At 64.6% G+C, this 21,272-nt stretch carries 22 protein-coding genes; 12 read left to right on the forward strand and 10 right to left on the reverse strand.

The features are described 5' to 3' along the window. Positions 1–184: hypothetical protein (locus M2S36_RS21445; protein WP_333957813.1), on the forward strand; the 184-nt coding region annotated here is incomplete at its 5' end. Between the two features lie 61 nt (positions 185–245). Here the strand turns inward: M2S36_RS21445 and M2S36_RS21450 are convergent. The 4 genes from M2S36_RS21450 to pedF all read right to left on the reverse strand — a co-directional run bounded on the left by M2S36_RS21450 (position 246) and on the right by pedF (position 3,514). Next, a complete protein-coding gene (locus M2S36_RS21450) occupies positions 246–1,169 on the reverse strand; it encodes a quinoprotein relay system zinc metallohydrolase 1 (protein ID WP_207830310.1) in 924 nt (307 codons plus the stop codon). Between the two features lie 40 nt (positions 1,170–1,209). Then, positions 1,210–1,977: a quinoprotein dehydrogenase-associated SoxYZ-like carrier gene (locus tag M2S36_RS21455; protein ID WP_333957814.1), complete on the reverse strand. Its 768-nt coding sequence runs from the start codon at positions 1,975–1,977 to the stop codon at positions 1,210–1,212. Between the two features lie 194 nt (positions 1,978–2,171). After that, on the reverse strand, positions 2,172–3,047 hold the full coding sequence (locus M2S36_RS21460) for a substrate-binding periplasmic protein (RefSeq protein WP_207830316.1): 876 nt from the start codon (positions 3,045–3,047) through the stop codon (positions 2,172–2,174). A gap of 5 nt (positions 3,048–3,052) precedes the next feature. Further along, positions 3,053–3,514 carry a cytochrome c-550 PedF gene (pedF, locus tag M2S36_RS21465; protein WP_207830319.1) on the reverse strand — a complete coding sequence of 154 codons (462 nt, stop codon included), beginning with the start codon at positions 3,512–3,514 and terminating at the stop codon, positions 3,053–3,055. Between the two features lie 254 nt (positions 3,515–3,768). Here pedF and exaA point away from each other — a divergent pair, with 254 nt between their 5' ends. Together exaA and M2S36_RS21475 are read left to right on the forward strand one after the other, a co-directional pair. Beyond that, on the forward strand, positions 3,769–5,664 hold the full coding sequence (exaA, locus tag M2S36_RS21470) for a quinoprotein ethanol dehydrogenase (protein WP_233694246.1): 1,896 nt from the start codon (positions 3,769–3,771) through the stop codon (positions 5,662–5,664). A gap of 67 nt (positions 5,665–5,731) precedes the next feature. Further along, positions 5,732–6,391 carry a pentapeptide repeat-containing protein gene (locus M2S36_RS21475; RefSeq protein WP_284382284.1) on the forward strand — a complete coding sequence of 220 codons (660 nt, stop codon included), beginning with the start codon at positions 5,732–5,734 and terminating at the stop codon, positions 6,389–6,391. A 129-nt stretch (positions 6,392–6,520) separates the two neighbouring features. Here the strand turns inward: M2S36_RS21475 and M2S36_RS21480 are convergent, their stop codons facing one another. Next, the gene (locus M2S36_RS21480) at positions 6,521–7,159 is read right to left on the reverse strand and encodes a response regulator (RefSeq protein WP_233687500.1); all 639 of its coding nucleotides are present in this window, start codon (positions 7,157–7,159) and stop codon (positions 6,521–6,523) included. After that, entirely contained in the window at positions 7,159–8,433 is a 1,275-nt protein-coding gene (locus tag M2S36_RS21485) for a HAMP domain-containing sensor histidine kinase (RefSeq protein ID WP_207830333.1), read from the reverse strand. Before M2S36_RS21485 ends, M2S36_RS21480 begins: the two co-directional genes overlap by 1 nt. Before the next feature lie 153 nt (positions 8,434–8,586). On the opposite strand from M2S36_RS21485, the gene M2S36_RS21490 reads away from it, so the two are divergent. From M2S36_RS21490 to M2S36_RS21515, 6 genes are all read left to right on the forward strand, one after another. After that, positions 8,587–9,771 carry an ABC transporter substrate-binding protein gene (locus M2S36_RS21490; protein WP_333957816.1) on the forward strand — a complete coding sequence of 395 codons (1,185 nt, stop codon included), beginning with the start codon at positions 8,587–8,589 and terminating at the stop codon, positions 9,769–9,771. Between the two features lie 31 nt (positions 9,772–9,802). Beyond that, the gene (locus tag M2S36_RS21495) at positions 9,803–10,792 is read left to right on the forward strand and encodes a YVTN family beta-propeller repeat protein (RefSeq protein WP_207830339.1); all 990 of its coding nucleotides are present in this window, start codon (positions 9,803–9,805) and stop codon (positions 10,790–10,792) included. Further along, on the forward strand, positions 10,789–11,529 hold the full coding sequence (locus M2S36_RS21500) for an ABC transporter ATP-binding protein (RefSeq protein WP_207830341.1): 741 nt from the start codon (positions 10,789–10,791) through the stop codon (positions 11,527–11,529). The genes M2S36_RS21495 and M2S36_RS21500 overlap by 4 nt, the downstream gene beginning before the upstream one ends. Beyond that, positions 11,526–12,317 carry an ABC transporter permease gene (locus tag M2S36_RS21505; protein WP_013972167.1) on the forward strand — a complete coding sequence of 264 codons (792 nt, stop codon included), beginning with the start codon at positions 11,526–11,528 and terminating at the stop codon, positions 12,315–12,317. Before M2S36_RS21500 ends, M2S36_RS21505 begins: the two co-directional genes overlap by 4 nt. 167 nt (positions 12,318–12,484) lie before the next feature. Continuing rightward, a complete protein-coding gene (locus tag M2S36_RS21510) occupies positions 12,485–13,045 on the forward strand; it encodes a PQQ-dependent catabolism-associated CXXCW motif protein (RefSeq protein ID WP_063913563.1) in 561 nt (186 codons plus the stop codon). Positions 13,046–13,103: 58 nt separating this feature from the next. Then, on the forward strand, positions 13,104–13,769 hold the full coding sequence (locus M2S36_RS21515; RefSeq protein WP_063913564.1) for a response regulator transcription factor: 666 nt from the start codon (positions 13,104–13,106) through the stop codon (positions 13,767–13,769). A gap of 45 nt (positions 13,770–13,814) precedes the next feature. Here M2S36_RS21515 and M2S36_RS21520 read toward each other — a convergent pair whose 3' ends face one another. From M2S36_RS21520 to M2S36_RS21535, 4 genes are all read right to left on the reverse strand, one after another. Continuing rightward, positions 13,815–15,713, reverse strand: coding sequence for a hybrid sensor histidine kinase/response regulator (locus tag M2S36_RS21520; protein WP_333957818.1), 1,899 nt, complete (start codon positions 15,711–15,713; stop codon positions 13,815–13,817). Next, positions 15,682–16,845 carry a nitric oxide-sensing protein NosP gene (nosP, locus tag M2S36_RS21525; protein WP_241106572.1) on the reverse strand — a complete coding sequence of 388 codons (1,164 nt, stop codon included), beginning with the start codon at positions 16,843–16,845 and terminating at the stop codon, positions 15,682–15,684. The genes M2S36_RS21520 and nosP overlap by 32 nt, the downstream gene beginning before the upstream one ends. A gap of 166 nt (positions 16,846–17,011) precedes the next feature. After that, positions 17,012–18,196, reverse strand: coding sequence for a porin (locus M2S36_RS21530; protein WP_207830347.1), 1,185 nt, complete (start codon positions 18,194–18,196; stop codon positions 17,012–17,014). A 310-nt stretch (positions 18,197–18,506) separates the two neighbouring features. Continuing rightward, positions 18,507–19,394 carry a MerR family transcriptional regulator gene (locus M2S36_RS21535; RefSeq protein ID WP_207830350.1) on the reverse strand — a complete coding sequence of 296 codons (888 nt, stop codon included), beginning with the start codon at positions 19,392–19,394 and terminating at the stop codon, positions 18,507–18,509. A 153-nt stretch (positions 19,395–19,547) separates the two neighbouring features. On the opposite strand from M2S36_RS21535, the gene M2S36_RS21540 reads away from it, so the two are divergent. The 3 genes from M2S36_RS21540 to M2S36_RS21550 all read left to right on the forward strand — a co-directional run bounded on the left by M2S36_RS21540 (position 19,548) and on the right by M2S36_RS21550 (position 21,267). Beyond that, positions 19,548–19,994, forward strand: coding sequence for a PAS domain S-box protein (locus M2S36_RS21540; protein WP_207830353.1), 447 nt, complete (start codon positions 19,548–19,550; stop codon positions 19,992–19,994). Positions 19,995–20,095: 101 nt separating this feature from the next. Beyond that, positions 20,096–20,518 (forward strand): nuclear transport factor 2 family protein, encoded by a 423-nt coding sequence (locus tag M2S36_RS21545; protein WP_207830355.1) that lies wholly within the window; start codon positions 20,096–20,098, stop codon positions 20,516–20,518. Next, a complete protein-coding gene (locus tag M2S36_RS21550) occupies positions 20,515–21,267 on the forward strand; it encodes an SDR family NAD(P)-dependent oxidoreductase (protein WP_207830358.1) in 753 nt (250 codons plus the stop codon). Before M2S36_RS21545 ends, M2S36_RS21550 begins: the two co-directional genes overlap by 4 nt. Positions 21,268–21,272 lie beyond the last annotated feature (5 nt).

The following is a 21,272-nucleotide window of genomic DNA, read 5'->3' on the forward strand; positions in this document are numbered from 1 at the left end:
GGTGCGCATATCGAGCGCCGCCCGCGCGGCGCATCGCGAGCAAGCTCGCTCCTACATTTGTTTCGGGCCAATTGATCCTGAGGCAGAGGCGCGCGGTCTCTTGGCGTTCACCTCGATATCGAGAGGGACAAGCAAGGCGATCGCGCGCGTCGGCGCAGGCGTTACTGGCCCGAAACAGATGTAGGAGCGAGCTTGCTCGCGATGCGCCGCGCGGGCGGCGCTCGATCTCGAAGGCGCAGAAAATCTCACGGCAAGCGCCGCAGCTGCTGGCGTTCGTAACGGGGATACAGGTGGCTGACACTGCGAATCAGCTCGTAACGGGTCAGGCTGATACCGGCAAACCGTTCGGGTATCGGGCTGCGGATCATCTCGGCCATGTCGTCGCCACGCGCCGCGCCGTCACGCATCAGCCCATCCAGCCAGCCCAGGTAGTCACGCATCTGGGCAAACGGCCGGGCATCGCTGGCCAGCGGGCCATGCCCGGGTACCAGCTGCTTCCAGGGCAGCGCTTGCAAGGTGTCCAGGTCCTTCAGCCACACCTCCAGCCCCGGGCTGTTGGGCGTGGTCAGCGCGCGCTCGTAAAACACCAGGTCACCGGCGAACAGCACGCCGGTGTTTTCATCCAGAATCGCCAGGTCGGCACCGGTGTGCCCGCCCAGCGCCAGCAGCCGCAGGCGGTGCCCGCCCACCTCATGAATACCCGGCTCCAGCACCCGGGTCGGCAGCACCACCTCGGTCCCGCGCATCCAGTCGCCGACCAGGCGGTACATGTTCTCGGCCATGGCCTCGCCCTGCTGGCGCAACAGCTCGCGGGTACCGGCCAGGGCGCCGATGGGTACATCGGCAAAGGCCTGGTTGCCCAGCACATGGTCAGGGTGATGATGGGTCAGCAGCACTTCGACAACCGGCTTGTCGGTGGTGGCGGCAATGGCCTGGCGCATGGCTTCGCCGTAGCGTTTCGACGGCCCACTGTCGATCACCACCACCCCGCTGTCGGTGACGATGAACGCGGTGTTGACGATATTGCCGCCGTTATCCTTGGCAAAATTGTCGGTGCTGCCCTCCAGCAGCCAGGTGCCCTCGGCGATCTGCCGGGGCTTGAGCCGATAGTCCAGGTCTGCCCAGGCCGGCAGGCCCAGGCACAGCAGCAATAGCAGAATGCAACGCATGACGGGCGCCTCGGGTCAGGAATGAAGTGGGGCAACGCGCTCAGGGCACCGCCGCCTCGAACTGGTTGCCGCTGTTGTCCTGCAACACTAACCGGGTCGGCCCGGGGCCCTGGATGTCGAAGCCCAGGTTGGGGTTTTCGCTGACCGCCGGGTACAGTTCCAGGCTGGCCAGGCGCTGGCCGTCAGCGTCCTGCAGCTCGGCATGGTTGAGGAAGAATTCGGGGATACCACTGACCAGGCCATTGTCCATCGGGTGGGCCACCTGCAGGCGCAGGCGGCTGCTGTCGCCGCGCGGGTAGCGCCCGCCCAGGACTTCGCCAAGGCGCTCCTCCCAGCCGGGCTGAGTGCGTACCACGCTGGGCGCGGTACAACCGCCACCGGCGGCATCGATCAGGGTCGAGCCGACATGCCACAGACCGTCGCGCGTCAGCACCGCAGCACGCAGTGGCGTGGCCTGCTCGACGCGGATGCGAATCGACAACCAGGGCAGCACCCGCTCGCCGGGCTGGAAGTCGACAATGCGCGGCAGCGGGTTGAGTTCGGCCCAGGCGAGCATCCGCACCACCTCGCCACTGAACGCCCTAGCGTCGATCTCCAGCGGCACCTGGCGTGCGTCTTCGGCAAAGGGTGGCGCCAGCAGCTTGACCCGGTCATCGAAGACGAACGCGGCCTGGCCCAGCAGCTGCTTGTGGTAGAAGTCCCACATTACCGACGGTACCGGGTCCTTGTGGTTACTCGGCTCGCTGGCCAGGGCCTGTGCGGCCCAGGGCACCCAGCAGGCCAGCAGGAAAGTCGCTCGCCAGTTCATCGCCCACTCCCATTAATCAACACGGATCTCACTGACTTTGCGCGGTCCCTGTGGGAGCGGGTTCACCCGCGAAGAATGCGACGCGGTATATGGCACCGGCTTCGCCGGTGTTCGCGGCGGTTCGACGCCTCGATGAACCCGCTCCCACAGGGGGGATGTGTTGCCTTTAGAAACCCGCAAGCCTGCGCAGCTTGTTACTGGTACATCTCCGGCACCTGGTAACGCAGGCCGTAACTGGCATAAATCGCCTTCATCCGCCCATCACGAATCAGCGCCTCAAGCGCCTCCTCCACCGCATAGGCCAGCTGCCGGTTGCTTTCATGCACCGCCATGCCGATCTCCCAGGCCTGCTTGCCAAGGTTCGGGTAGGCGTTTTCCGCCAGTGCCAGTTGCGGGTCGGCGGCCTGGTGCAATTGCCAGTCAACCTCGCCGCGCATCGCCATCACCGCGTCCACCTGGCCGGCCTGCATGGCACCGAAGGCCTGCTGCACATTGGGGTAATGATGGGTTTTGGCACTCAGCATACCGTTGAACACAGAAGTCAGGTAGAACGACGGCACGCTGTCCACCTCGACCCCGATCGGGTGCTGCCGGAACACCGCGACACTGGCCACCGAGGGCAGGCGGCGGCGATCGTAGGCGACCTGCCAGCGCTCCTCCTGATAGGGGCCGAACATCACCACCTGGGCGTTTTCCAACTCGCCCACCTCATTGCGCCTTTGCGCGTAGGCGTGGTCGTATGGCACGCGCATCATCAGGTCGGCCAGTTGCTGGTGACGCAGCGGGCTGCCGCGCCAGATGTAGTCGCGCAGATCGTCGTCGAGCTTTTCCCCCGGTGGCGCCCAGACCAGCTGCAAACGCACCCCCAACGCCGTGGCCAGGGCCTGCGCCAGTTCCACGTCGACACCGCGTGGTTGGCCGTGGTCCTCGAAGCTGTAGGGCGCGAAGTCCTTGTACACCGCCACCTTCAGTTCACCGGCGGCGATGATCGCGTCATAGCTGCGCACCTGTGCCTGCGCCGCCGCGCAACACAGCAGCAGGGTACTGAACAGCACCGCCAACAGGCGCATGGCCGTCACTCCTCGACGTGCACGCTGTCCAGGTAGGTGCGCACCGCCCACAGGGCTTCCTGGCTCAGGTAGTCGGCCATCTTCGGCATGTACACCCGGCCGTCGCGGACGGCGCCGTGGCGTACCCGCTCGACGAACCATTCATCCCCGGCCTCGCCGGCATCGAGCATGCGCAAATCCGGGGCGATACCGCCGGACTTGGCCTCCAGGCCATGGCAGGCGGCGCAGTTCTGGTTGTAGGCCGAGGCGCCGATTTCCACCGCCTTGTCGTGCTCGGGAGAGCTGCGGTACGGGTTGACCGCCGCCCAGCCATCGCCATCCAGGGCTACGCCGGCGTCCTTGATCGGGGTCAGGCCCTGGGTTTCCACGGCCTGGGGCACCACATTGCCATGTGCCCAGGCCGTGCCGGTCAGCACTGCACTGGCAAGCAGCCCGGCAGCCAGCAAGACGTTGCGTTTTGTTGTCATTCTTATGCCCTCACGATTGCACGCAAGGCCTCAACCACAGAGGCCGTGCCGCCATCTTAGAAACAGCCCGCAGGCGGCCGAATGCTGCTTTGGTGGCCGGGCCTTAATCCCTTGGTAGTAGGGCTTGTGGCGAAGGGCCAAATGAGGTGCCCCGCGGGAACTATTCCCGGCAAGGGCGGGACTTTTTCCGTATCCCGCAACGTCCGCCCCGCCCCACCCTGTGCAGGCCAAAACTTCCACTGGGAACTGCAACCATGACAACAAGAACGCTACCCGCCCTTTCCCCTCTGGCCCTGAGCGTGCGGGCCTTGCTGCTGGTCGGTAGCCTGGCCCTGAGCAACGCGGCCACGGCGGCCACCGCCCCAGCAGCACCTGCCAGCAAGAACGTGACCTGGGAAGACATCGCCAACGACCACCTGACCACCCAGGACGTGCTGCAGTACGGCATGGGCACCAACGCCCAGCGCTGGAGCCCGCTGGCCCAGGTCAATGACCAGAACGTGTTCAAGCTGACCCCGGCCTGGTCCTATTCCTTCGGCGACGAGAAGCAGCGCGGCCAGGAATCCCAGGCCATCGTCAGCGACGGCGTGGTCTACGTCACCGGCTCCTACTCGCGGGTGTTCGCCCTCGATGCCAAAACCGGCAAGCGCCTTTGGACCTACAACCACCGCCTGCCGGACAACATTCGCCCCTGCTGCGACGTGGTCAACCGCGGCGCGGCGATCTACGGCGACAAGATCTACTTCGGCACCCTGGACGCGCGGGTCATCGCCCTCGACAAGCGCACCGGCAAGGTGGTGTGGAACAAGAAGTTCGGCGACCACAGTGCCGGCTACACCATGACCGGCGCCCCGGTGCTGATCAAGGACAAGACCAGCGGCAAGGTGCTGCTGATCCACGGCAGCTCCGGCGATGAATTCGGCGTGGTCGGCCAACTGTTCGCCCGCGACCCGGAAACCGGCGAAGAAGTGTGGATGCGGCCCTTCGTCGAAGGCCACATGGGCCGCCTGAACGGCAAGGACAGCACCCCGACCGGTGACGTCAAAGCACCGTCCTGGCCGGACGACCCCACCACCGAAACCGGTAAGGTCGAAGCCTGGAGCCATGGCGGTGGCGCCCCTTGGCAAAGCGCCAGTTTCGACCCCGAGACCAATACCATCATTGTCGGCGCGGGCAACCCCGGCCCCTGGAACACCTGGGCGCGCACCTCGAAGGATGGCAACCCGCAGGACTTCGACAGCCTGTATACCTCAGGGCAGGTCGGTGTCGACCCGAGTACCGGCGAGGTGAAGTGGTTCTACCAGCACACGCCCAATGATGCCTGGGATTTCTCCGGCAACAACGAGCTGGTGCTGTTCGACTACAAGGACAAGGATGGCAAGCAGGTCAAGGCCACCGCCCACGCCGACCGCAACGGTTTCTTCTATGTGGTGGACCGTAGCAACGGCAAACTGCAGAACGCCTTCCCCTTCGTAGACAACATCACCTGGGCCAGCCACATCGACCTCAAGACCGGGCGCCCGGTGGAGAACCCCGGGCAGCGCCCGGCCAAACCGCTGCCGGGCGAAACCAAGGGCAAGCCGGTGGAGGTCTCGCCACCGTTCCTTGGCGGCAAGAACTGGAACCCCATGGCCTACAGCCAGGACACCGGCCTGTTCTACATCCCCGGCAACCAGTGGAAGGAGGAGTACTGGACCGAGGAAGTGAACTACAAGAAGGGTTCGGCCTACCTGGGCATGGGCTTCCGCATCAAGCGCATGTATGACGATCACGTCGGCACCCTCCGCGCCATGGACCCGACCACCGGCAAGCTGGTGTGGGAGCACAAGGAGCACCTGCCGCTGTGGGCCGGCGTGCTGGCGACCAAGGGCAACCTGGTGTTCACCGGCACCGGCGACGGTTTCTTCAAGGCCTTCGACGCCAAAACGGGCAAGGAGCTGTGGAAGTTCCAGACCGGCAGCGGCATCGTCTCGCCGCCGATCACCTGGGAGCAGGACGGCGAGCAGTACATCGGCGTGACCGTGGGCTACGGCGGTGCGGTGCCGCTGTGGGGCGGCGACATGGCCGAGCTGACCAAGCCGGTAGCCCAGGGCGGTTCGTTCTGGGTGTTCAAGATCCCCAGCTGGGACAACAAGACTGCACAGCGTTGACCTGCAGCGGGGAGCGGGCCTGCGCCCCTCCCCGCTTCTGCCTTTCTCCTGCCAGGAGCCTTTCACCATGAACTACCTGCCACTTGCCTTGCTGATCGTGCTATCCCCTGCCATGGCCGACAATGCCGACGACGCTGGCATCGATACCCCCCTGACCATCAATGGTTGCGTGATTGCCGAAGCCAGCCAGTGCCCGGGGGCCGACCTGCGTGGCGCCAACCTGGCCAACCAGGACCTGCGCAAGATGAACCTGGCCGGCGCCGACCTGCGCGATGCCGACCTGCGCCATGCCCGGCTGGACCTGGCCAACCTGGAAAAGGCACGCCTGCAGGGCGCCAATCTGACCCGCGCCAGCCTGCAGCAGAGCAACCTGCGCCTGGCCGACCTGAGCCATGGCCGGCTGGTGGCGATTCAGGGCTGGGGCCTGTTTGCCCAGGGTGCGCAATTTGCCAAGGCCGACCTCAGCGCGGCCTACCTGCAGTTCGCCAGGTTGTCAGGGGCGAAGATGCACCAGGCCAACCTGCGGGCAGCGGACCTGGAAATGGCCTGGCTGAGCAAGGCTGACCTGCAAGGGGCCGACCTTGGCGATGCCAACCTGCAGGAGGCCAAGTTCGGCCAGAGCAACCTGGCCCGCGCCGACTTGCGTGGGGCGCGGCAGCATTACGGGAATTTTCAGGAGGCCAACATGGAAGGATGCAAGGGGTGCCCTGAGACCTGGGACAATTGAGCGCTGCCATTTTTGCAACCGCTCGGTTACCTGTGGGAGCGGGCTCGCCCGCGAAGCAGCCTACGCGGTGTCTGGCACCGGCTTCNNCATGCCCGCTGCCACAGGGTCCGGACCCGACCCATAAAGACCTCACCCCGCCACCCGCACCACCCCCAGATCAATCCCCAGGTGCACCAGCTCGGCATGGGAGCTGACCTGCAATTTGCTCTTGAGCACGGTCAGGTGGTTGGACACGGTCTTGGCGCTGATGCACAGCTGCTCGGCAATCCCCCGCACCGGTGTACCCTTGGCCAGCATCACGAAAATCTCCAGCTCACGCTGGGTCATGCGCTGCAGGCGCGGGTCACTGGCGTTCTGCTGTGAGGTACAGGCCAGCTGGGTGGCCAAAGGCTGTTCGATATAGGCATGCCCGGCCAACACCCGCTGCACCGCCTCGATCAGCACTTCGGGTGCCGAGTTCTTGGTCAGGTAACCCGAGGCCCCCGCGTCCAGTGCCTGGCGCACCAGCGGCAGCTCGTCATGCATGCTGAAGAACAGCACCCGCAGCTGCGGCAGGCGCTGACGCAGGCGCCGGGTGGTTTCCAGGCCGCTGATGCCTGGCAGGCCAAAGTCCATTATCACCAGGTTGGGCACTTGCTCCTGAACCCGGGCCAGCGCCTCTTCGCCACTGGCAGCCTCACGCACCTGTATTGTCGGCAGCACCGCCCGCAGCAGGCTGGCATAGCCCTGGCGGACCACGGCGTGGTCATCGACCAATACGATATTCATCACACCTCCATAGGAATGTTCAGGGCCAGCGCCCAGCCGGCACCCGGGCGGCTGAGGATGCGCAGTTCACCGCCCAGGCTGCGGGCGCGCTCGGCCATCGAGTGCAGGCCTACCCCGGGGCGCTGGGGCTGGCTCGCGCCACAACCGTTGTCGCGAACCAGCAGGCGCAAGCCCTTGGCGCTGCGTTGCAGGCGCACCCGCACCTGGCTGGCGCCGGCGTGCCGGGCGACGTTGGTCAACGCCTCCTGCAGCAAGCGATACAAATGCGTGCGGCTCGCCCCGGGCAGCACCGGCAGTTGCTCGCCGACCCGCAGGCGGCATTCGATACCCTGGCTGGCCTGCCATTGGCTCACCAGCAGGCCAAAGGCTTCGGCCAGCGGCATGTGTTGCAACGCCAGCGGATACAGGTCGTGTACCAAGGCGCGAAAACCCTGCTGCAGGCGTTCGCAATCGAGCTCCAGGGCACGTGTCGTCTGCGCCACCATGGTGGGCTGGTCGGCCACCATGCGCAGCAGGCAGAGTTGGGCGCGAATACCCGCCAGGTATTGCCCAAGGTCGTCGTGCAGGGTCTGCGCCAGCTGAGTGCGCTCCTGCTCCTGCACCGCCAGCAGGGCCTGGGTCAGTTGGGTATTGTCGGCCCGGGCCTGCTCCAGAGACGCGGTCATGCGGTTGAAGTGCTCCGCCAGCTGGCGCGCCTCCGGCAGGCCGGCCTCGCGCAGGCGAGTGGTCAATTGGCCGCCCGAGACCTGGCGCAAGGCCTGCAGCAGATCGTCCAGCAAGCCCATGCCCCGCCGCACCGCCCAGCGGATGGTCAACAAGCTCAGCAACAACGCCAGGCCGCACAGGACCAACAGCTGCTGCAGGGAGTCGCGGACCTCGTCGATTTCATCCCGGGCATCCACGGCGATCACTACCCGGCGGCCGTCACCCAGTTCCAGCAGCCGGCTGCTGCCGTGGCGCTGGCCAAGCAGTTGGCGGCCCAGCCAGGCATCCAGGCCGGCCTCTTGCGGCAGCCGCGCTGCCTCATCCGCCGCCAGCCAGTGCACCCGCACATGGCGCAGGCTTTGCGTCAGCCGTGGTTGCAGGCGCTGCGGGTCGCGCTCGGCGGTGTCGCCGAGGTACGCCACTACGGCCTCGGCCGACTGCAACTCCCGCTCCACATCAGCCACCGCCTGATGCAACAGCACCCCGGCACAAGCCAGCGTCACCAGCGCGAAGCAACACGTGACCCAGAGGTTGATCCGCCACAGGGCCGACAGGTTGACAAGGCGCATGGGCGGTTCTCCTCCGAGGGTGCTGCGGCCCATCGTAAAACCCGGGCCCGCGTGGCGAATTACTACCTTGGTACCGGCCGTGCGCTACTTTCTGCATATTTCCCCCTCCCGGCGGGCTTCCTATGCTGGCGCCATCTGCCGTGGAGTTGCTTTATGCGCCAGCCTGCCCACCTTGCCCTGACCTGCCTGCTGGCCCTGGCCACGACGCTGCCGGCGCCCCCCGCACAGGCCAAGGTCGCTGAACCGCTGCAGGTGCGTATCGGCTACCTGGGCTATCGCCCCGATCCCGGCCCGCTGCTGTCCAACATCATCCCCGAGCCCGCCGATGCCGGGCTGCAGGGCGCCGAACTGGCCATTGTCGACAGCAACAGCAGCGGGCGCTTTCTCAAACAGGAATTCCAACTGGCCAAGGCCAGCGTCGACAGCCCCGAAGCCCTGCTGCAAGCCGCCAAGGCCCAGCATGACCAGGGCCTGCGACTGTTCGTGGTAAATGCCCCCGCCGCCAGCCTGCGCGCGCTGTCGGCCGCCCTGCCCGACAGCCTGCTGTTCAACGCCGGCAGCCCGGACGACAGCCTGCGCAGCAGCCAGTGCCTGGGCAATGTGCTGCACAGCCTGCCCGGCCGCGCCATGCTGGCCGATGCCCTGGCGCAGTTCCTGGTGCTGCGCAAGTGGCAGCGGGCGCTGTTGATCGTCGGCCAGACCGACGACGACCGGGCTTACGCGGCGGCCCTGCGCCGCGCCATGAAACGCTTTGGCATGCAGCTGGTCGCGGAGAAAGCCTGGACATTCGACAACGACCAGCGTCGCAGCGCCCAGGCCGACATGCCACTGTTCACGCAAACCGCCGAGTACGACGTGGTGCTGGTGGCCGACGAACGCGGCGACTTCGGCGAGTACCTGCCCTACCAGACCTGGTACCCGCGCCCGGTGGCCGGCACTCAGGGCCTGACCCCCACCGGCTGGCACAAGACCGTGGAAACCTTCGGCGCGGCGCAGTTGCAAAAGCGCTTCGAAGCCCAGGCCGGGCGCTGGATGAACGACCGCGACTTCGCCGCCTGGATGGCCGTGCGCAGCGTCGCCAGCGCAGTGAACAAACTGCGCCAGGCCGAGCCCCGTGCCCTGCAGCAACTGCTGCTCAGCGAGCAGTTGCCGCTGGACGGTTTCAAGGGCCGCAAGCTCAGCTACCGCCCGTGGAACGGCGAGCTGCGCCAACCGATCCCGCTGGTACAACCGCGGGCCCTGGTCAGCACCTCGCCGCAGGAGGGCTTCCTGCACCCGTTCAACGAAATGGACAGCCTGGGCTACGACAAGCCCGAAGTGACCTGCGGCTACCCCTGACCCGATAACCACAACAAAAAAGGATTTCGCCATGCGCCGCTCCCCGTTTCACCGGGCACTGCTTTACCCAAGCCTGCTGTCGGGCGCCCTGGCCCTTGCCGGCGGGCACGCCGTGGCCGCCACTGCCTGGGTGTCGAACGAGAAGGACAACAGCCTCAGCCTGATCGACATGCACACTCTGCAAGTCACCGAGACCCTGCCGGTGGGCCAGCGCCCGCGCGGCCTGCTGCTGTCCCACGACAACACGCTGCTGTACATCTGCGCCAGCGATTCGGACCGGGTGCAGGTGATGGACGTGGCCACCCGCAAGATCATCAAGGAACTGCCCTCCGGCAAGGACCCCGAGCAGTTCGCCCTGCACCCCAACGACCGCTGGCTGTACGTGTCCAACGAGGACGACGCGCTGGTGACGGTGATCGATACCCAGACCGACAAGGTGCTCGGGCAGATCGATGTCGGCATCGAGCCCGAAGGCATGGCGGTGAGCCCGGATGGCAAGTGGGCGGTCAACACCAGCGAGACCACCAACATGCTGCACTGGATCGATACCAGCACCCAGACCCTGGCGGAAAGCACCCCGGTGGACCAGCGGCCGCGCTTCGTCGAGTTCAGCCAGGACGGCTCGCGACTGTGGGCCTCGGCGGAAATCGGCGGCACGGTGACCATCCTCGATGTGGCCAGCCGCCAGGTGCTGAAAACCCTCAACTTCCAGATCAAGGGCGTGCACCCGGACAAGGTCCAGCCGGTGGGCATCAAGCTCAGCGCCGATGGCAAGTACGCATTCGTCGCCCTGGGCCCGGCCAACCATGTAGCAGTGGTCGACGCCAACACCTACGAAGTACTCGACTACCTGCTGGTGGGCCGGCGGGTCTGGCAGCTGGCGTTCACCCCGGACCAGAGCCAGTTGCTGGCCACCAACGGGGTCAGCGGCGACGTTTCGGTGATCGATGCAAAAAACCTCAAGGTGCTCAAGTCGGTGAAGGTCGGCCGCTACCCCTGGGGCGTGGTGGTGACGCCATGAATACCCTCGAAGTCAGTGACGTGAGCTTTGCCTACGGCCAGCGCGAGGCGCTCAGGCAGGTCGGCTTCAGCCTGGCGCCCGGGCGCTTCGCCGCCTTGCTGGGGCCCAACGGTGCCGGCAAGTCGACCTTGATCGCCCTGCTCACCCGGCTGTACGACCTGCAGCATGGCGACATCCGCGTGTGCGGCTGCTCGCTGCGCAACGCGGCGCGCCCGGCCTTGCGCCAGCTGGGCGTGGTGTTCCAGCAAAGCACCCTGGACCTGGACCTGAGCGTGGAGCAGAACCTGCGCTACCACGCTTCGCTACATGGCCTGTCGCGGCGCCAGGGCACTATTCGGGTCGATGCCGAACTGGCCCGCCAGGGCCTCGATGAGCGGCGGCGTGAGCCGGTTCGGGCGCTGAACATCGGCCATCGGCGCCGGGTGGAGATTGCCCGCGCACTGCTGCATGAACCGCGCTTGCTGTTGCTCGACGAGGCCAGCGTCGGCCTTGACCCGGCCAGCCGCCTGGCGCTCAACCAGCACCTGCGGCTGCTGTGCCGCGAGCAGCGCCTCAGTGTGCTGTGGACCACCCATTTGCTGGACGAAGTGCAGCCCAGCGACGACCTGCTGATTCTGCATCAGGGGCGCCTGGTGGCCAGCGGCACGGCCGATGCCCTGAGCCTGGAGCACGGCGGTGACCTCGACCATGCCTTTGCCCGCCTGACCAGCGCCCCCACAGGAGTCAATGCCCGATGAACGCTTACTGGCAGTGCTTCAACGGCATTCTCCTGCGCGAATGCCTGCGTTTCGTCTTGCAGCGCACACGCTTCCTCAGCGCCCTGGTGCGCCCGTTGCTGTGGTTGCTGGTGTTCGCCGCCGGCTTTCGCGCGGCCCTGGGCATTGCGATCATCGAGCCCTACGACACCTACATTCCCTACGAGGTGTACATCATCCCGGGCCTTGCCTGCATGATCCTGCTGTTCAACGGCATGCAGGGCTCGTTGTCGATGGTCTATGACCGGGAGATGGGCAGCATGCGCGTGCTGCTGACCAGCCCATTGCCGCGGCCATTCCTGCTCGGCAGCAAGCTGCTGGCGACCTCGTTGATTTCCCTGCTGCAGGTATACGCCTTCCTCGCCATCGCCTGGTTGTATGGCGTGCAACCACCGGCTGCGGGTCTGTTGCTGGCGCTGCCGGCGTTGTTGCTGGTGGCGCTGATGCTCAGCGCCCTGGGGCTGTTGCTGTCGAATGCGATTCGCCAGCTGGAGAACTTTGCCGGGGTGATGAACTTCGTGATATTCCCGCTGTTCTTCCTGTCCTCGGCGCTGTACCCGTTGTGGAAGATGCGCGAGGCAAGCCAGTGGCTGTATTGGCTGTGCGCCGTGAACCCGTTCACCCATGCCGTGGAACTGGTGCGCTTTGCCTTGTATGAACGCTTCAACCCGCTGGCGCTGGCGGTATGCCTGGGGCTGACCGTGTTGTTCACCCTGCTGGCGATCCTCACCTTCAACCCCCAGCATGCGGCGCTGCGCAAGCCGCGCTGAGCGGCAGCGATCCCTTGCTTAGCGCGAACCCTGCGGGCGCGCCCGCTCCCACAGGGTTGCGCGCACGGCCATCTACTACTTTAGTACTGCCTTTGCTGTCTGATCGTCGCATTCACATTACCCCGCCACTGGCATGTAATGGGCCTATAACAAAAAGGATAAACCCCATGCCACGTGCCCTGCCCCGGCTGCCACGCCCATTGCTGGCGGCGCTTTCGCTGAGCCTGACGCTGGGCATAGCCCAGGCCGACAGCACACCGCTGTTTTCCGCCGAGGGCTATCGCACTACCCTCTACCGCAGCCCGACCCCACAGCAGGTCGAAGGCGGCCAGGTCATCGACACCGCCACGCTGCAAAACCTGCTGGGGCACACCCCAAAGCCGGTGCTGATCGACGTCTATCGCCGCCAATGGCTGCAGGGCCGCTTCATCGAAGATGAACCCCACACCAACATCCCCGGCAGCCGCTGGCTGGCCAACACCGGCGACGGCGAGCTGAGCCCAGCGTGGCACGATTACTTCGTGCGCAACCTGCAAAAAGCCACCGCCGGGCGCACGGAGCAACCGCTGGTCTTTTACTGCCGCTCCGATTGCTGGTTGAGCTGGAACGCGGTAAAACGCGCAAAAGCCCTGGGCTATAAGAATCTGTATTGGTATCGCGACGGCCTGGACGCCTGGCAGCAAGCCAACCTGCCACTGCAACCGGCACAGCCGGAACCCTTCCCCTGAGTTCATTGCCTGCGAACGCGTGCCCCGCTCCATCCAATAAAAACGAGGTGAAAAGGCCATGTACAAAATTCTGATTGCCGACGATCACCCCCTGTTTCGCGAAGCCATCCACAACGTTATCAGCGATGGTTTCCAGGGCAGCGAAGTCATGGAAACTGCCGACCTGGACAGTGCCCTGGCGCTGACCCACGAGCACGACGACCTCGACCTGATCCTGCTCGACCTGAACATGCCCGGCATGCATGGCCTCAATGGCCTGATCACCCTGCGCAACGAGGCACCGACCACGCCGGTGGTGATCGTTTCGGCCGAGCAGGAAAAGCAGATCGTGCTGCAGGCCATCACCTACGGTGCGGTGGGTTTCATCACCAAGTCCTCGCCACGCTCACAGATGATCGAAGCGATCGAGCAGATCCTCAACGGCAATGTCTACCTGCCGCCCGATATCATCCGCGCTCAGAAAAGCAGCACCAGCCGGCGCCTGAGCGATGCCCCGAGCTTCCCGCCGGAGATGCTCCAGGCCTTGACCCGCAAGCAGTTGCTGGTGCTCGAGCGCATGACCAAGGGCGAATCGAACAAGCAGATCGCCTACACCCTGGATATCGCCGAGACCACGGTCAAGGCCCACGTTTCGGCGATCCTGCGCAAACTCAACGTGCACAACCGGGTGCAGGCCATCCTCAGTGCCGGTGATATCGATTTCGGTGATTACCTGCGCCGCTGACCTGTTCCGGCCTCTTCGCGGGCAAGCCCGCGAAGAGGCCGGCGGCTATGCCACGCTGCTGCCCAGTAAATGGCTCATCGCCGCCTTCAGCTTCATCGGCCGCACCGGCTTGTGCATCAGGGTGTGGCCCAGCTCGCGGATCTGTTGCTTGAGCTCGTTGCTGTAGTTGGCGGTGATCATCATCGCCGGTAGCGGCTGGGCGCGGCGGGCATTGATCCGCGCCACGGCATCGACGCCATTGCAGTCGTTGTCCAGGTGATAGTCGGCGATCAGCAGGTCGGCTTCGGCATGGTAGTTGTCCACCTGGCGCGCCAGGTCCTCCTCCGACAGTGCGGTGACCACCTGGCAGCCCCACCCCTCCAGCAGGGTGCGCATGCCGGCACAAATCGCCGCATCGTTATCCAGCACCCACACCCGCGCCCCGCGCAGGCGTTCGAGCATCGGCTCGCTGATCGCCAGGCTCGGCTGGGCCTTGGGCGCGGTGGTGCTCAGCGGCACTTCGACCGCGAATACCGAGCCTTTGCCCAGCCATGAGCGCACCCGAATCCGGTGGCCGAGGATGCCAGCGATCTTTTCCACGATCGCCAGGCCCAGGCCCAACCCGCGGTCCTGGTCCGGGCGCTGCACATCGCCGCGCCTGAACTCCTGGAACATTTCTTCCAGGTGCTCCTCGGCAATACCGATTCCGCTGTCCCACACTTCGATCCGCAGGCCGCCACGCTGGCGCCGGCAACCCAGTACCACGCGGCCGCTGGGGGTGTAGCGAATGGCATTGCTGAGCAGGTTGCGCAGGATCCGCGCCAGCAGCTGGATGTCGCTGCGCACCACGGCAGAGCAACCCACGAAATGCAGCTCAAGCCCTTCGCTGCGCGCCACCTGGGCATATTCGGCAGCGAGGTTGTCCATCAGTTCGCGCAGGGCGAACGGGGCGACATCGGCCTTGATTACCCCGGCATCGAGCTTGGAAATGTCCACCAGGGTACCTAGCAGGTTCTCCACATCCTCCAGGGAGTTGCTGACATTACGTACCAGATGAGCACTGTTTTGCAGCTCGCGGTGTTCGAGCAAGGCACTGGTGAACAGCCGCGCCGCGTTCAGCGGTTGCAGCAGGTCATGGCTGACGGCAGCAAGGAATTTGGTTTTCGACAGGTTGGCCTGCTCGGCCTCGCGCTTGGCCTCGCGCAGGCGCGATTCCACCCGGCTGCGCTCTTCGATTTCGCGCAGCAACTGCTCGTTGAGGCTGGTCAGCTCGGCAGTGCGCTCGCGTACCCGTTGCTCCAGATGCTGATAGGCCTGGTGCAGCGCCTGTGCGGTATTACGGCGCTCGGTGATGTCGCGGATCAACACGAAGATGCCCACCACTTCACCGTTGGCCAGGCGGTTCGGCACATAGGAGCGCAGCATATAGCGTTCCTGGCCGTTGATGTTGGTCTCGGCAAACTCGAAGGTGACGCTCTCCCCCGCCAGCGCCCGTGTCACATAGGCCTCCAGGCGCTGGTAATGCTGTTCGCTGTGGGCCTCGCGCAGGCTCTGGCCCAGCATCACGCCGCGGGGCCAGCAGTACCATTCTTCGTAGACCTTGTTGGTGAATTCGTAGACCAGGTCGGCATTCAGGTAGGCGATCAGCGCCGGCACATGGTCGGTGATCAGGCGAATCTGGTGCTGGTGGGCAGTCTCGGCCCGCTGCCGGGCCTCGCTGAGCAGGCGGTTGACGGCCTTGAGCTCGGCCATGGCCTGGTTCAGCGCTTCGGTGCGTTCGCGCACCTGTTCGGCCAGCACCACCGAATGCTGGAACGCGGCGTAAGGGTCGTTGCCACGCGTTACGCCGGACTCGATGCGTTCTATCAGCGCGCCGTTGATGCGCTGCAGCTTGTGGTTCTGGTGCTGCAGCCGGGCGACCTCGGCCTGCAGTTCAGCGACCGACAGGAGGCCGGTTGCGGGCAATGGCGACCCCGGTGAAGGTCTGGTTGATGTGCATGCCATTGAACTGTTCTCCATAGGTGTTGAAGCCGATCACCCGCTGCTCGCGCAGGAACGCGCCGATCGGCTCCAGGCCGTGATGGGCTTGCAACTCCAGCCGCCGCAGGAAGCAATCGCAACCGATGGTCAGCAGCAGTGGGCCGAGGCGTTGCTGCAAGCCGTCGAACAACTGCTGCAGGTTCGGTAACAACGGGCCCGGGGTCATGGCGGTGAGCACGATGCCGTTTTCCACCGCGCAGTAGAAACTCAGGCTCAGGTCCGGGTGCACCTGCTGGATCGCCCGCACGTAATACTGGTCGTGGATGCGCACGGCCAGCGGATGGGCGGCGAACACCCGGTGGTCGAGCTCGTCCACCGGCACGCCGATGTGCCGGGCGTACTCCTCGGCAGCAGGCTCGGCATTCAGTTCGAAGACCCGTCGCTGGGCACTGTCGGCACCGGTGACCACCAGCTTTTCCTGGCGCGGCAGGATGTGGTGGGTGGTGAATACTTCGAAGTCGAGCCAGGTGTTGACCAGCACCACCACCGCCGCGCCGTGGTGGAACGCGCCACCGAAATACACGTGGGTGCGGGTCAGGTAGTTGTCGTCGCCGGCCGACCCACCGAAATGCGGGATGTCGCCCAGGGCCGCACTGAGGGCAGCGAGCACCATCTCCTCACGGCTGGACAAGCCATCGAGCAGGGTCAGGGCAAAGCTGTGGCCCTTGATCGGTGCCAGGGTATTGCTGCGGCAGGTGCCAACCAGGCGCTCGACCATCTGCTGGGCGTCGATCAGGCTGAAGCGCTCCATTTCATCGATCAGCTCGGTGGCGATGGAAAAGTGCCGATGGTCGAACCCTACCGCCGTTATGCAATTGCGGCCGTAGCCCAGCGGGGTGATTTCGCCGGCGCTGGTGCAACCGACCAGGCGGATACCACCAAAGCCCTGCTCCAGGGCCTCGCCCAGGGCTTGCAGGTCGTATTCGGCAGAGCAGAAGAACAGCACGAAGCCCAGGTGCGGGTGCAGCAACTGCGCCGCCAGCTCCTGGGCTGCCAGCCGGGCGTCGGTTGCCTGGGACATGGCGCTGACCACACCGTCGTTGTGAGCCTGCTGCATCGTGGTCTCCGGCGCGGGGTGGCTGAGGGTTCAGTGTACGAAGGTGGGTACCGGGGACGAATGCTACTTGGGTAGCGGGTGGGCGGTTCCATGGTTGTAATTGCTTTCACCGAAGATTGCCGGGGCTGCTGTGCAGCCCCGGCAATCTTGAGTCGAAGCCGAGGGGCTACCAGGTCAACACCGCCCCCACCGCAAAGGTATCGGTGTCTTCGTTCTGGTCACTGGTTTCGTGCCCATCGATCGAGAACTGGTTGTACTCGGCAACCAGCTTGAGGTTGTCGTTGACGTCATGGAACAGCGCCACGCCACGAGTCTGGTAATCCGCACCACTGCCCACCGCGCCATTGCCATCGTCCTTGGTCTTGCCATAGGACAGCGCCACACGGTTCTTGCCGACCTTGTAGGAGCCCTGCAGCAGGTAGCCATCGCTGTCGACATTGCGCAAGGTCGGTTCGCCAGCGTTGTTGGTGAAGAACGGGTTGATGCCCTTGGCCTGGAACCCCGAGCCGGTCAGCGACAGCCCTCCCATCTTCGCCTGCACACCGTAGCCGACCCCTTTGGAGGTGACCGACTGCACCGCCGGGTCGGTATTGTCGGAGGTCTGGTAACTGCCGTTGACCCAGCTGTAGATCTGCGCCCCAGCCAGGTCGAACTGGTAGGTGATCTCGCTCTCGGTGCGCGGGTTTTCCTGGTAGGCCTTGCCAGTCGGGCTGCTGTCGTTGGTGTCTACCGGGTCCATGATGCCCACCGCCACCCGCAGGCCGTCCATCACTGGCGTGCGGTAGGTGATCTGCGACGTGGGGAACGGGTACGGGTAGCCACTGCCGATGTTGCCGAACGACACCCCGCCGCCGTCCACCAGCCCCAGGGTGTCACTGACCTGGCCATAACCTGCCAGCAGTTCGTCGAGCAGGATGTTGGAACGGGCGAACAGCCCGAAATCCTTGCCGATCAGCACCTCGCCCCACTCGGGATTGGCCACGGTACCGTAGAACTGGCGCACGTCGATGGCGGTGTCGGTGCCGTTGGTTTCGCTGTCGTTGATGGTGACCCAGAACGAGGCACGCGCCCCGAGCTTCAGGTCATCCACCTGCTTGCCCATGTTGAAGCCCAGGTAGTTGGGCAAAAAGCCCATCTTCACCCGTGACTGGCGGCGATCGAATTGCTCGCCCTGCCGATCGACATCGCTGTTGACGTAGAAGGCGTTGATATAGCCGTCGGTGGAAAACGTCGTCTGGTCCTTGTCGTACAGCATGATCTCGGCCTGGGCGAGGCTGCTCAGGCAAAGGGTCGACAGGCTGGCGGTAACAGCCGCCAGCAAACGTGGGGACAGATTCTTATTGTTGTACATGGCGCGCTCCGAAACGGGGACGGGATGTCGGAGGCGATTATCAGAAGCTGGCAAACCGCCAGAAACGCTGCCTTGGAGGGGGCTGGCAGGCGCTTTGGGCCAGTGCGGGGGGCGCGATGATTCCGGCCCAGGACCGGGTTACGCCCTGGGGCAAGACTTCTGGCGTAACCCACAGGAGCAGGCAGGGATCAATACGGCAGACTACTGCGGGCCCCGGTTCGGGCCGTGACAATGCACATCGTGATCGGGGGCGGGCCAGAGGAACTTGCCGAGGTTATCCCGGCAAGCGGCAGCGGTCAGAGGTCAGAGGTCAGAGGTCCAGGGCACCATTGAGCAAGGCGTTGAGCATGCTTGCGGCGTCAGCGCGTTGCTCATCCAGCAGACACAACGGCAAGCCTTGCCAGGCTGGTGGCGAATCGGCCAGCCCTTCGCCAATCAGGGCCAGCGGACACGCAATCTGCATTTGCAGCGAACGCAGGCGCTTGGCCAAGGCAGGGTCCACCGGCACCTGAACCTTGATCACCAGTGCCGCAGGCTGCATCGCCGCACACAGCATGGGGATTTCTTCCAACGGCTGCCCGCAACCGAGTACTTCGATGCGTTGCTGCTCGCTGCTCAACAACAGCCCGGCGCACAATACCTGCAGTTCGGCTTGCCCCTCGGTGCCCGCCAGCAGTACGCGCGGCGCATCGGCCTGGTTCATCTGCAGACGCATCAGCAGGCGGGCGCGCAGGAACATGTCCAGGAACAGCCATTGGCTACGCTGGCCCGGCGCAATGCCTGAAGCCAGGCCGTGCCAGACCGGCATCAGTACCTCACGCAGCACGGTGGCCTTGGGCAGGATGGTGAATAACTGCCCATGAATGCTTTCCAGCGCTTGCGTATCGAATGCCTTGGTTGCGCGCGCCACGGCGGCGCGCCAGTCGTCGAAGACCGAGTGCTGCTGCACCGGCGCGTCTGCCTGGCCTGCCAGAATGTCGCCTACCTTGCTGATGGGCACGCCATTGCCGGTCCAGTGCAAGATATCGCGTATGCGCTGAACATCCCGGGCCGTGTACAGGCGATGGCCGCCTTCGGTGCGCTGCGGGCTTATCAACCCATGGCGCCGCTCCCAGGCCCGCAAGGTCACCGGGTTGATGCCGGTCAGGCTGACCACATCGCGCATGGGTAGCAAATCGGCTGGGGTGACGTCGGTCATGATATGGGTTTATCTGGGGGGTGGCACATTCTAAACCCATATGCACCTTCTGCGGCGAGCCTCGTTGGTTCATCATGCAACAAACGGCACCGAGGCCTTCTGCACGCAGGCCACGCTGCGCACTTCGCATACGAAAGCCTGTAGGTGGGCCCCATGATCAACGCGAAACTCCTGCAACTGATGGTCGAGCACTCCAACGATGGCATCGTCGTCGCCGAACAAGAAGGCGACGACAGTATCCTTATCTACGTCAACCCTGCCTTCGAACGCCTGACCGGTTATCGCGCCGAGGAAATTCTCTATCAGGACTGCCGTTTTCTCCAGGGCGAAGATCATGACCAGGCGGGCCTCGCCAACATCCGCGAGGCAATCCGTGGAGGCCTCCCCTGCTGCCAGGTGCTGCGCAATTACCGCAAGGACGGGAGCCTGTTCTGGAACGAGTTGTCCATCACGCCCGTGCACAACGAGGCGGACCAGTTGACGTACTACATCGGCATCCAGCGCGACGTCACAGCGCAGGTTTTCGCCGAGGAAAAGCTACGCGAGCTGGAGGCCGAGGTAGCTGAATTGCGTCGGCTACTGGGCCAGTCGGAACGCTGAGCAAACCTATACAATATCGTTGACTTGTATAGATTTAGGCTTAGACTTCGGATATACCTGTACAGCAAGCCATTCTTGTACAGGATTTCCTGGAGCCCAGCATGTCAGCGTATCTGCAGCAATTCGCCGAGCACTTCACCAGACTCGACGGGGGCAACCTCGACACCCTTGAAAAGCTGTACAGCGACGATGTCACCTTTCGCGATCCATTGCATCAGATCCAAGGGCTTCGGGCTCTGCAGGCATACCTGGCGCAGCAGTACGCCAACGCTCACGATATTCGCTATGACTTCTCCAGCATCGACGAGGTGATGCCCGGGAAAGGCTATCTGCGTTGGACCCTCCAGTTCCGCCATCCACGCCTGTCCCGTGGTCAGCAGATCACCTTGCAGGGATGCAGTTACCTGCAATGGCATGACCGGGTCCATTTTCACCAGGACTATTTCGACGCTGCAGCCTTGCTCTACGAACATGTTCCGGTCATGGGCAGTGCGATTCGATGGCTCAAAGGCCGGATGGCATGAGCCGCTGCTGGCTGACAGGCGCAAGCAGCGGTATCGGTGCCGCACTTGCACGATGCCTGCTGGAGCAAGGCCACCAGGTTGCCTTGGGCGCACGCCATGCCGATCGTCTCGCACCGTTGGCCGAACACTTTCCCGGGCAGGTGCTGCTGGCCATTGGCGACCTTGACGACCCTGTACAGGTAGCAGGGATCGCAACCCGTATCGAGCAGGCCTGGGGCGGGCTCGACCGGGTAATCCTCAATGCAGGCACCTGCGAGTACCTGGAACCGGGCCATTTCGACCCTGCCCTGGTCGAGCGCGTGGTCCGTACCAACTTCCTGGCTGTCAGCTACTGCCTGGCAGCAGCCTTGCCCTTGCTTCGCGTCGGCCAGCAGCCTCACCTGGTGGTGATGGGCAGTTCGGTGACCTGGCTGGCCCTGCCCCGCGCCGGCGCCTATGGCGCGTCCAAGGCAGCCGTGCGTTATCTGGTGGAATCGCAGCGCATCGACCTGGCCCGCGAAGGCATCGCCGTTACCCTCGTCAGCCCCGGCTTTGTGGATACACCATTGACTCGTCGCAACGATTTCCCGATGCCCCAGCTATGGTCGGCGCAGCGCGCAGCCAGCCACATTGCCAAACGCCTGCCTGAACGCCCGCTGGAAATCAACTTTCCCCGGTTTTTCACCCTGGTATTGCGCCTGCTTGGCGCACTGCCCGCACGCCTGCGCCTGGCGCTAGGGCAACGCCTTGCCCGTCATGAACAGGAATGATGCCC

Origin of the sequence: Pseudomonas sp. SF2, assembly GCF_036858055.1 — a bacterium.
In the GTDB taxonomy this organism is placed as follows: domain Bacteria; phylum Pseudomonadota; class Gammaproteobacteria; order Pseudomonadales; family Pseudomonadaceae; genus Aquipseudomonas.

Coding starts and splice junctions, on each gene's coding strand:
- M2S36_RS21460 (WP_207830316.1), bottom strand. CDS start 3,047: ATGCGCCTGTTGGCGGTGCTGTTCAGTACCCTGCTGCTGTGTTGCGCG.
- exaA (WP_233694246.1), top strand. CDS start 3,769: ATGACAACAAGAACGCTACCCGCCCTTTCCCCTCTGGCCCTGAGCGTG.
- M2S36_RS21545 (WP_207830355.1), top strand. CDS start 20,096: ATGTCAGCGTATCTGCAGCAATTCGCCGAGCACTTCACCAGACTCGAC.
- M2S36_RS21510 (WP_063913563.1), top strand. CDS start 12,485: ATGCCACGTGCCCTGCCCCGGCTGCCACGCCCATTGCTGGCGGCGCTT.
- M2S36_RS21485 (WP_207830333.1), bottom strand. CDS start 8,433: ATGCGCCTTGTCAACCTGTCGGCCCTGTGGCGGATCAACCTCTGGGTC.
- M2S36_RS21500 (WP_207830341.1), top strand. CDS start 10,789: ATGAATACCCTCGAAGTCAGTGACGTGAGCTTTGCCTACGGCCAGCGC.
- M2S36_RS21455 (WP_333957814.1), bottom strand. CDS start 1,977: ATGAACTGGCGAGCGACTTTCCTGCTGGCCTGCTGGGTGCCCTGGGCC.
- M2S36_RS21550 (WP_207830358.1), top strand. CDS start 20,515: ATGAGCCGCTGCTGGCTGACAGGCGCAAGCAGCGGTATCGGTGCCGCA.
- nosP (WP_241106572.1), bottom strand. CDS start 16,845: ATGCAGCAGGCTCACAACGACGGTGTGGTCAGCGCCATGTCCCAGGCA.
- M2S36_RS21540 (WP_207830353.1), top strand. CDS start 19,548: ATGATCAACGCGAAACTCCTGCAACTGATGGTCGAGCACTCCAACGAT.
- M2S36_RS21530 (WP_207830347.1), bottom strand. CDS start 18,196: ATGTACAACAATAAGAATCTGTCCCCACGTTTGCTGGCGGCTGTTACC.
- M2S36_RS21535 (WP_207830350.1), bottom strand. CDS start 19,394: ATGACCGACGTCACCCCAGCCGATTTGCTACCCATGCGCGATGTGGTC.
- M2S36_RS21480 (WP_233687500.1), bottom strand. CDS start 7,159: ATGAATATCGTATTGGTCGATGACCACGCCGTGGTCCGCCAGGGCTAT.
- pedF (WP_207830319.1), bottom strand. CDS start 3,514: ATGACAACAAAACGCAACGTCTTGCTGGCTGCCGGGCTGCTTGCCAGT.
- M2S36_RS21475 (WP_284382284.1), top strand. CDS start 5,732: ATGAACTACCTGCCACTTGCCTTGCTGATCGTGCTATCCCCTGCCATG.
- M2S36_RS21505 (WP_013972167.1), top strand. CDS start 11,526: ATGAACGCTTACTGGCAGTGCTTCAACGGCATTCTCCTGCGCGAATGC.
- M2S36_RS21490 (WP_333957816.1), top strand. CDS start 8,587: ATGCGCCAGCCTGCCCACCTTGCCCTGACCTGCCTGCTGGCCCTGGCC.
- M2S36_RS21495 (WP_207830339.1), top strand. CDS start 9,803: ATGCGCCGCTCCCCGTTTCACCGGGCACTGCTTTACCCAAGCCTGCTG.
- M2S36_RS21515 (WP_063913564.1), top strand. CDS start 13,104: ATGTACAAAATTCTGATTGCCGACGATCACCCCCTGTTTCGCGAAGCC.
- M2S36_RS21450 (WP_207830310.1), bottom strand. CDS start 1,169: ATGCGTTGCATTCTGCTATTGCTGCTGTGCCTGGGCCTGCCGGCCTGG.